Origin of the sequence: Salinibacter sp. (genome assembly GCF_036626415.1) — a bacterium.
In the GTDB taxonomy this organism is placed as follows: domain Bacteria; phylum Bacteroidota; class Rhodothermia; order Rhodothermales; family Salinibacteraceae; genus Salinibacter.
In genome coordinates this window covers 1-10,015 of the sequence record NZ_JAZKRW010000110.1, presented here as the reverse complement: position 1 = coordinate 10,015, position 10,015 = coordinate 1, and the positions used below count along the sequence as shown (strand labels likewise).

Sequence of the window (10,015 nt, the reverse complement as noted above, 5' to 3'; positions counted from 1 at the left end):
GGGCGGGACTCGGACTCCCGCGACGCTGCACGGGCCATCGTGGCCGCCCCCACCACGCCGGCCTGTCCCCCCAGGTCCGCCGCCACGACCTCAAGGTCCGCCACGGCGGGCCCCAGCGCCCGCCGCTGCACGATTCTCTGGGCCCCGTCCACGTATCCGGGATGCCCCTCGATCATGCCCCCACCCAGCACGACGCGCTTCGGGTTGAAGGTATTGACGATCCCCACCAGGCCGAGCCCTAGATACTCGGCCGTCGCGCCGACGAGACGCTTCGCGAGGGGGTCTCCCTCCTCGAAGGCTGCGTGGACGGACCGGCCCGTGATGTCGTCGACGTCTCCGCCGGCCTTCTCGAGAAGCGCGGCCCCGGCCTCCGGGTCCGTGCGGACGGCCTCTTGCGCCCGCTCCTCGAGCGCCCAGCCCCCCGCATAGGCCTCCCAACAGCCCCGATTCCGGCAGTGGCAGGCGCGCCCGTACGGCATGATCATCGTGTGCCCCAGCTCTCCGGCCAGGCCCTGGTGCCCCTGCAGCACCTCTCCGCCGCTCACGACCCCGCCGCCGATGCCGGTTCCCACGAACACCACGACCAGGTCGCTGATGTCCCGGCCGGCCCCGTGCCGCCACACCCCCCAGGTGACGGCGCGAACGTCGTTGGCCACCGTCACCGGCAGGCCCAGCGCCTCTTCCAGACGCGACTGAAGCGGCACGTCGGTCCACCCGAGGTTGGGGGCCGAACGCACAACCCCGGCCTCGGAGTCGACCTGCCCGGCCACCCCCACGCCCGCCGCAGCGGCCTCGCTCGCGGACTGCGAGAGGCACTCGTTGACGCACCTCACCACCTCGTCGAGGACCCGCCCGGCTCCCTGATCGCGATCGGTCGGGTGGCGATGACGGGCCTGAATGGTGCCGGACGCATCGACGAGGGCGGACTCAACCTTTGTGCCCCCAATGTCGATGCCGAGCGTGGCGGCCGAGGCAGACGAAGACACAGGATCGTGTGGGCTCGTGAGGGAAGCTCGCGTGCAGGGGGGCTGGGACCCGGATCGTCTCATCCCTGCGCGGCGGAGGCCGCACAGCCGAGCAGGGCGTCCAGGCCGTCGGCCTCCACAATCAGGAGCTGTTCGGAGGCGTCCCCGGCCCGGAGGACGATGGCCTCCTCGGCGTGACATTGGAGGCACGGGAGTACCTGCGACTCAGGCAGGTTGAGCCGATCTGAGAATTGACGCACCGTCCCGATGGCCTCCCCGTCCTCGGCGAGCGCAAAGGCAATCTCGGAGGATGTTTGAGAGGATGTCTGAGGGGCGTGCTTCGTGGCAGGCATGGCGTGGGGCAGATCCGGTGAGTAGAAACACGAAGAGAACAGGGGCGCACGTCCGTTCACGCCGCCATTTCGTACACGTCCTGGTAGGCCTCGTCGAAGCGGGGCGTGAGGGCGTCGCGCAGCGCCGCACGGGCCCGGTGGAGGCGCACGCGGACGTTAACACGGGTGAGCCCGAGCTCCTCCGCCACCTCCTTCGTCGACTGCTCCTCAAGATCCCGGAGCCGGATCACTTCGCGGTAGGACTCGGAGAGCTCCTCCATCGCGTCGTACAGGAAGCGTTTCTCCTGCGCCTGCTCGGTGCCCTCCTCCGGCCCCCGGTACGCCGACGGCGGGTCCCCGTCCCAGGACGTCGAGTGGACGTATTCGAGGGTGTCCTCCTCCAGGCAACTGTGGCGCTGGTCCTTCCGGTAGCGCGCCAGGGCCACGTTCTTCGCGATGCTGTGGAGCCACGTCGTGAGCTTCGCGTCGCCCCGAAAGTTCGGCAGGCTGCGGAGCGCCTGGAAGAACACCTCCTGCACCAGGTCGCGCGCCACGTCGGTGTCTTTGGAGTACCGGCGGAGCACCCCCTCGATGTAGTCGCGATGGCCGTAGATCCATCGCCGGACCGCTTCCGGATCGCGGTTGCGAAGGGCCTGGAGATCCGCGTCGCTGAATGAGGCGTCGGGAGCGTCAGTGTCGCTGGGAATCGCGGCAGAAGGCGTATCAGACATGGGCACAGGGACAAAAACGATCAGGAATACGTGCGGGTGATCTTGCGGCATCTCTGCCGGCGCCCTGTAGACCCTTCGAAGACTGTACCAGCCTTCTTTTTCGGCACGATGCTTCTCGTAAACCGATAAAAAACAAAAAGATAGACCATACCGGAACCGCCCCCCGACGTCCACGGAATTGTCGATATATCGACACTGCGTCGATATATCATCACGGCGAGGCGGCCCGGCCGGCATCGCGGCCCCCGCCGGTGCCCCCGAGCGTCACCGGCGCACGCGCGGCGCGGCGCAGACCCGCGGGCTCGGTTGGGGGACAGGACACCGCCGGGCACCTCGTCGGGGCTCGTTCGTGTGACAGGCCGGTGTAACACTGGCTCCTCTCCTTTGACTCTCAACGGGGCCCGTAGCCCTCTTTCTACCCCCCTGGCTTTTCTGCCTCCGCACGCCGTATGCTCAATGCGCTCGCCCGCTACGCCGACTGGCTTCACCTGCAGTGGCCCGCCGGCACGCCCGAGAAGCTTCCCAAGGTCGACGACCACTTCCGCACCAATATCGACGGGGTGTACGTCGTAGGAGACCTGGCGGGGGTGCCCCTCCTCAAGTTTTCCGTAGACGGTGGGGCCCGGGCCGTGCAGGACATCCTTGCCCGGGGCATCGATCCGGCGGAGCCGGAGGACGAAACCGGGCCCTTCGACGTCGTCATCATCGGGGCCGGGGCCAGCGGCATGGCCGCCGCCCGCGAGGCGAAAACGAGCGGGCTCTCCTTCTGCGTCCTGGAGTCGCAGCGCCGGTTTGCGACGATCAAGGACTTCCAGGCCGGAAAGCCGATCTACACCTACCCGGAGGACATGACGCCGGAGAGTGACCTTGCGATTAGCGCGAAGGTCAAAGAGGCGCTCGTCGAGGAGCTGGAGACGCAGACCGCGGACCTTCCGGTGCGCCACGCGACGGCCCACCGGATCGATCAAGCCCCAACGGGACACGAGGTGGTGACGACCGACGGCGATCGTGTGCGGGGCCAGCGCGTGATCGTGGCCATCGGGCGGAGCGGCAACTTCCGCAGCCTAGGCGTGCCGGGGGAGGAGCAGGATCACGTGCAGCACCGCCTGCACGACCCCACCCGGTGCCGCGGCGACCAGGTGCTGGTAATCGGCGGGGGCGACTCGGCGGCGGAGGCGGCGGCCGCACTCACGGAGGAAGGGGCCGACGTGACCCTCTCGTACCGGCGCGACGAGTTCGTGCGGCCGAAGGAAGAGAACGTGGAGCGCCTCTACGAACTGGCCACGTACGCCGAGGGGGAGGGCCGCCTTACCCTCAAGATGCCGACCGACGTAGAGGAGATTCGGCCCGATGCGGTCGTGCTCTCCGACGAGCACGACGATCCGGAGACGGTCGACGCGAGCCACGTCTTCGCCATGATCGGGCGGGAGGCCCCGCTCGACTTCTTTCGCCGCTCCGGCATTGAGTTGCGCAACGACTGGGGCGACGTGCCCGATTCCCTGAACGAGGCGGTCTCGAGCCTTTCCTGGCTGAAGGACCTGCGCTGGGACCGCATCACGGCCTTTGCGGCCTTCTTTTTCTTCATGGCGGCCGTCTACAGCTGGAAGGACGGCGGCTGGATCGGCCAGTGGGCGCAGGCGACGGGCTTTTTTCCGTTCGGCTGGTCCCCGGACACGAGCGGGACGGGCGCCTTCGACATTCTGCTGACCTCGATGCAGAAGCCGGGCTTTTACTACACGTTCGCCTACTCGGCGCTCGTCGTGGTCTTCGGGGTCAAGCGCATCCGAAGGCGAAAAACGCCCTACATCAAGGTGCAGACGCTCACCCTCATGGGGATTCAGGTCCTGCCGCTCTTCATCTTGCCGGAGTTCGTGCTTCCCTACCTCGGGGCGAACGGCCTGCTGCCCGCCGGCTTTCTCGACGCGCTCTTCCCGACGAGCGAGTACGCGGTGCACGGACGCCAGTACTGGCGGGCCTACGGGTTCATCCTGGCGTGGCCCCTCTTCATCTGGAATGTGTTCACCGCCGACCCGCTCTGGTGGTGGCTCGGCATCTGCTTCGTGCAAACCTTCGTGCTGATCCCCGGGATGATCTACTTCTGGGGCAAGGGCGCCTACTGCGGCTGGATTTGTACCTGCGGGGCCCTGGCCGAGACGCTCGGCGACCAGCACCGCGAGAAGATGCCACACGGGCCCGGCTGGAACAAGCTCAACCTGGCGGGGCAGGTGATCATGGGCGTGGCGTTCGCGCTGCTGCTTCTGCGGATCGGCGGGTGGGTCTGGCCGGGCGGCTGGATGGCAGAGACCTACCGCGCGGTGCTCCACGGCGGCAGCATCGGGCTGGGCTACAGCTGGGTGGTGGACGTGCTGCTGGCCGGCATGGTGGGCTTCGGGGTCTACTTCTGGCTCAGCGGGCGCTTCTGGTGCCGCTTCTTCTGCCCGCTGGCGGCGATCATGCACATCTACCACCGGTTTAGCCGCTTCCGCATCCTGGCGGACAAGAAGAAGTGCATCTCGTGCAACCAGTGCACGAGCGTCTGCCACCAGGGGATCGACGTGATGGCGTACGCGCAGAAGGGCGAGCCGATGGACGACCCGGAGTGCGTGCGCTGCTCCGCGTGTGTGGAGACGTGCCCGACCGGCGTGCTGGAGTTCGGGCAGGTGCGGCCCAACACCGGCGAGGTGATTCACCGCGATGCGCTGGAGGCCTCGCTGACCCGCATCCAGGAGCACGAGAACGGCCCTGCGGACGCCGCCACGGCGTAGCCCGCCTCCCTCTTGCCCTGTCTTGGCCTCGCCTCAACCCGGGCCCTCACAGTCTCCGGCGCCCGGGCCTAGCCGGTGCCCCGGCCCCATCTCTTTCGCCTGTAACGCACCCCTGTAACGCACCGGGCCCGCCCGAAACACACTGCGTCCAAGATTGGGGGACAAGATTGGGGGGGACGGCCATGTCCCCCAGCCGCGCATTCGGGACCGCCGCGCATTCGGGATCCATTGTCCCCGGGTGGATCTTGTGGGGGCGGTTCTAAATATTGTGTGCACACTGACTCTCCGGATGCCCCCAGTCCCATGACCATGCACACGAGTGCCGACGCCACTTCGCAGTCCGACCTCGATGGATCGATCCCCCTCGGCTTCGGCGGGGTGAAGGCCGCCGTGGGCGACCACATTGCCCACTTTTTTCGCGGCGGGGCGCAGCGGTTTTCGGTGCTCGGGCCGTACATCAAGACGGGGCTCCAGGAGGGCGACCGGTGCGTGTTTATCTCCCAGCCGAAGGTGGGGGCCGCCCTGTGCGAGTGGCTATCGGAGCGAGGCCTGGACGCGGCCGACGCCCGCGAGGCCGACCGGCTGATCCTGGACCCCGGCCGCGACACGACGGACGACATGAAGCGCCTGGCCGACCGGATCGACGCGAGCGTCCAGGAGACGGACGACTCGTTCGTGCGGTGGTCCGGCGACGGTGCCTGGTGCCTAGACCGCGACATTACGGTCGACGAGATGCTGCGCTGGGAAGCCCTCTACGACGAGCACTCGTCCGAGTGGCGCCTGCTGGCGCTGTGCCAGTTTGACCTCACCGTGTTCGAGAGCGATGTCATTATGGACGCGCTCCGCACCCACCCGTACTGCGTAATGGGGGACGTCGTGGTGCCCAACCCGTTCCACGAGTCTCCGGATGCGGTGCGCAAAGAGCTCACCGGCGAAATGTAGCGCCCTCTCCCCCACCACACGGGGTCCCGCAGTGGCCGCACGCCGCCGCACCCGGCACAAACTGCGAGCGACCATCTTCCGCGAGCGACCATCTTCTGTAGTATGCTTCTGTAGCATGGAGGCCTCCCACCACACATCGGACCTCGACCCCTCGTCGGTCCTCGGCTTCGGGTCGGCCCTGGCCCTGCTCGACTCCACCGAAGAGGTGGCCCGCCTTCTGACGGGCGCCCTGCGGTCGATGGGCCTCGCCGACCTGCAGGCCGTGATCCTGGAGGCGGGGGCCGCCGGTGCCCCCTGTGTGCTCGGCAGCGTCGGGGCCCGCCCGCTGCCCGATCCGGTCGCCGACGAGCTGCGCCGCGGCCTCCCGGTCGGCAACGCCGGGGATGGGGACACGGCCCCCTCCGGCCGTCGCGTGGAGGTGCCCGAGGGGAGCGCCCTCGCCGGCCAGGGCATCGATCACGTCGCGACCGTCCGCCTGGGCACCCTGGACCAGCACTTTGGGACCGCCGTGGCGGGCCTCGTGGAGGACCACACCCACACGCCCCTGGAGCGGTCTTCCCTGCAGATGATGGCGGCCCAGACCTCGATGGCCCTGCACCGGATTGAGCTCGACCAGGAGCGGGCCGCGCAGGCCAAGGCCCTCCGCACGAGCGAGGCTCGCTATCGGGAGCTCTACGAGAACGCCCCCGTCGCGTACGTCTCCGCAACCGCCGAGGGCGAGATCCGAATGGCCAATCGGCGTGCCACCGAGCTGTTCGATGCCCCGGAGGCGGCGCTCATGGGGCGCTCGATCCCCGACTTCTGCGCGGACACCCCGGAGGGGCGCGAGGCCGCCCGCGAACTGGCCCGCTGCCTGGAGCGCGGCACGCCGGTGCGCGACGACGAGGTGGAGCTGTGCCTGACGAATGGGGACCGCATCTGGGTGAGCCTTACGATCCAGCCGGTAGAGACCGGGGGCGACACGCCTGAGCGGCTCGTCATGATGGTCGACGTGACCGAGCGCCGGCACGCAGAGACCGCCCTCCGGGAGGCCCGCGATGAGCTGGAGGCCCGCGTGGAGGCCCGCACCGCGGAGCTCGAGCAGACAAACGAGCGCCTCGAACGGCGCACCCGACGCCTGAAGGCCCTCCGCGACATCGACCAGGCCATCCTCGCCGCCGAGTCGCCCGAAGAGATCGCCGGCGAGGCCCTCCGCCGGGCCGAGCAGATTCTGCCCTGCGAGCGGGCGAGCGTGTCGATCATCGAGTGGGACCGGGACCAGGCAACGGTGCTCGCGGTCCGACAAGAAGAGGAGGTGCTCGCCGGCGGCACGGAGATTCCCCTCGACGACTTCTACCTCACGGAGACGCTGCGCGCGGGGGCCCCCGAGATCATCCCCGACCTCGACGAGGTGTCCGTGGAGACCGCCCGGCGAATTCGGGAGCAGGGCATCCAGTCGGTGCTCTGCCTGCCGATGACGGTGGAGGACGTACTGATGGGAACCGTGAAGATCGGGCGGCCGGGCCCCGACGCCTTCACGGAGGACGACCGGCACAAGGGGCAGGAGCTGGCCGACCACCTGGCCATTGCCCTTCGCCAGGCCCGCCTGCAACAGCGGGTCGAGACGCGCACCACCGAGCTTGAGCAGGCCAACGAGCGCCTGGCCCACCAGACGCAGCGGCTGCAAACCCTTCGCGAGATCGACCAGGCCATCCTCGCCGCCGAGTCGCCCGAAGAGATCGCGGCGGAAGCAATCAAACGGGTCCGGTCCATCCTGCCCTACCGAAGCGCGACCGTGACGGTCACGGAGTGGGACGCCGGGAACGCCCGCGTGCTGGCCGCCGAGGACAATGTGGTGGAGGCCCCGACGACCCTTCCGCTCGAGAAGGTCCACCTCAGCGACGCCCTGCGGGCCGGCACCACCGAGGTGCTCTCCAGGGCGGACTACGCGCCGGTGCCGGACGCGCAGGCGCGGATGGACGAGATGGGCCTCCAGTCCATCCTCTGCGTGCCGATGGCCGTGGAGGATGCGGTGATCGGGGTCGTGCACGTGGGGCGGACCCAGCCCGACGCCTTTACCGACGACGACTGGCGCATCGCGGGCGAGCTGGCGGACCACATGGCCATCGCGCTCCGGCAGAGCCAGCTCCTGGAGGCGGTGCAGGCCCAGCGCGAGCAGCTCGAAGAACGAGTGCAGGAGCGAACCGAGGAGCTGGAGTCGTTCACCTACTCGGTGTCCCACGACCTGCGGACGCCGCTCCGCGCCATCGACGGCTACACGCGCATCCTGAAAGAAGACCACGCCGATCAGCTCAACGACGAGGGCCAGCGCCTCCTGAACGTGGTCTACGAGAGTGCGCAGACGATGGGCACCCTCATCGACGACCTGCTCACGCTCTCCCGCCTGGGCCGCCACGAGATGAACCACGTGCGGATCGACATGGAGGCCCTCGCCCAGGAGGCAATCGACGAGGTGCGGCGGGCCCACGCCACGGCGGCGGTGACGTTCGACCTCGCCTCGCTGCCCGACGCGACCGGCGACCGGTCGATGCTCCGGCACGTCTTCTCCAACCTGCTGTCCAATGCCGTCAAGTTCACGCAGAACGAGGAGGCGCCCCGAATTGAGGTGTGCGGCGAGGTGCGCGACGACGAGCGCGTGTACGCCGTGCACGACAACGGTGTGGGCTTCGACCCGGGCCGGGCGAAGGAGCTGTTCGGCGTCTTCGAGCGTGCCCACGCGGCGGACGACTTCGAGGGGACGGGCGTGGGGCTGGCCATCGTGGAGCGCATCGTGCGCCGCCACGACGGCCGGGCCTGGGCCGAGGGACGTGAGGGCGAGGGCGCCTCGTTCTTCTTCGCCCTTCCTCCGCCGGAGGCCGCGTCCTCGTAGCACGCTCCCCCCCATGCTCGTCTCATGCGTTCCCCCAATTTTGCACGATGATGCCGGCCCGCCCGGAGCACGGCCCCGCGCCGACGCTCGGGCACCGGCAGGCGCCGATGCTCAATGCCCTCCTCTTTTCTCTCCTTCCCCTTGCGGCCCTTCTCGGAAGCGCTGCCTACACGCTCGTGGCCACGTACCGACTCCAGGACTGGCGGCCGGTGCTCTTCGTAGGGGTGCTCGTCCTGATGGCGGTTCACCAGGGCAACGAGCTTCTCGTGTTTGCCGAGAGCGGGGCCGGGGACGCGCTGTCGGGGTTCGGCGAGTACCCCGAGACGACCGCCAACCTCTTGGCAAGCGCGGCCACCGTGCTGCTGCTCCGGTTCGTCACGCGGGAGCGGGACCTGTCCGAGCAGCTCCGCAGCCTGACGGGGAGGCTCGAAGCGCGAGTGCAGGAGCGGACCCAGGAGCTCGAATCGTTTGCCTACTCCGTGTCCCACGACCTGCGCGTGCCCCTCCGCGCCATCGACGGCTACACAACGCTTCTGAAACAGAACCACGCCGACCAGCTCAACGACGAGGGGCGGCGGCTCTTGACCGTCGTCCGGGAAAACACGGAAACCATGGGGACCCTCATCGACGATCTGCTCACCCTCTCGCGCCTGAGTCGGTGCGAGATGCGCACAGAACCCCTCGACATGAACGCCCTTGTGCAGGACGCCTACGACGACCTGTGCCGGACGGATGCGGCCACCGACGGCGTCGACCTCACGGTCCAGCCCCTTCCGCCCGCCGTCGGCGATCCGTCGATGGTCCGCCGGGCCCTGCTGGACCTGCTGTCCAACGCGGTCAAGTTTTCCCGCGGCAAGGCCGCGCCCCGCGTGGAGGTGCGCGGCACCGAGACCGCCGAGGGCGTCGTCTTCTCCGTGCACGACAACGGCGTAGGGTTCGACATGGACTACGCCGACAAGCTTTTCGGGGTCTTCGAGCGCCTCCACGACGAGGCGGAGCTCGAAGGGACCGGGGTGGGCCTGGCCATCGTCGACCGCGTCGTGCGCCGCCACGACGGGCAGGCGTGGGCCGAAAGCACGGAGGGGACCGGAACGACGGTGTACTTTTCGCTCCCACACGCCCCCAACTCGGATGACTAGCACAATTGCCACCCGGCCCGTCGATCTTCTGCTGGTGGAGGACCAGCCGTCCGACGCCGAGCTGACCCTTCGGGCGCTCCGTGACCTCGACCTGGGGACCCGCCTGCACCGGATCAAGGACGGGGCGGAGGCCCTCGACTTTGTGTTCGGGCGGGCCCCCTACACGGATCGAAGCGTGGAGGACGCCCCCGGGCTCATCCTGCTGGACCTGAAGCTGCCCAAGGTCAACGGCCACGAGGTGCTCCGCGCCCTGAAGTCCGATGACCGGACCC

8 protein-coding genes are annotated in these 10,015 nt (G+C 68.7%); 5 read left to right on the top strand and 3 right to left on the bottom strand.

Annotated features, from left to right (window positions below):
• The 3 genes from V5A20_RS11170 to V5A20_RS11160 all read right to left on the bottom strand — a co-directional run.
• Window positions 1-986, bottom strand: a 986-nt coding sequence (locus tag V5A20_RS11170) for an ROK family protein (protein ID WP_332316487.1), incomplete at its 3' end; no start/stop codon positions are given.
• Window positions 987-1,045: 59 nt separating this feature from the next.
• Complete coding sequence (locus V5A20_RS11165; RefSeq protein WP_332316488.1) at window positions 1,046-1,318, bottom strand: hypothetical protein; 273 nt, start codon at window positions 1,316-1,318, stop codon at window positions 1,046-1,048.
• Between the two features lie 56 nt (window positions 1,319-1,374).
• Entirely contained in the window at window positions 1,375-2,028 is a 654-nt protein-coding gene (locus V5A20_RS11160) for an RNA polymerase sigma factor (protein WP_332316489.1), read from the bottom strand.
• Between the two features lie 449 nt (window positions 2,029-2,477).
• Between V5A20_RS11160 and V5A20_RS11155 the strand changes: the two genes are divergently transcribed.
• From V5A20_RS11155 to V5A20_RS11135, 5 genes are all read left to right on the top strand, one after another.
• Window positions 2,478-4,793 (top strand): FAD-dependent oxidoreductase, encoded by a 2,316-nt coding sequence (locus tag V5A20_RS11155; RefSeq protein ID WP_332327363.1) that lies wholly within the window; start codon window positions 2,478-2,480, stop codon window positions 4,791-4,793.
• A gap of 303 nt (window positions 4,794-5,096) precedes the next feature.
• Window positions 5,097-5,735, top strand: a complete 639-nt coding sequence (locus tag V5A20_RS11150; RefSeq protein WP_332316491.1) for an MEDS domain-containing protein — start codon at window positions 5,097-5,099, stop codon at window positions 5,733-5,735.
• Between the two features lie 115 nt (window positions 5,736-5,850).
• The gene (locus V5A20_RS11145) at window positions 5,851-8,604 is read left to right on the top strand and encodes a GAF domain-containing protein (RefSeq protein ID WP_332327361.1); all 2,754 of its coding nucleotides are present in this window, start codon (window positions 5,851-5,853) and stop codon (window positions 8,602-8,604) included.
• Between the two features lie 50 nt (window positions 8,605-8,654).
• Window positions 8,655-9,743: a sensor histidine kinase gene (locus V5A20_RS11140; protein WP_332327360.1), complete on the top strand. Its 1,089-nt coding sequence runs from the start codon at window positions 8,655-8,657 to the stop codon at window positions 9,741-9,743.
• Window positions 9,736-10,015, top strand: a 280-nt coding sequence (locus V5A20_RS11135) for a response regulator (RefSeq protein ID WP_332327359.1), incomplete at its 3' end; no start/stop codon positions are given. The genes V5A20_RS11140 and V5A20_RS11135, both read left to right, overlap by 8 nt.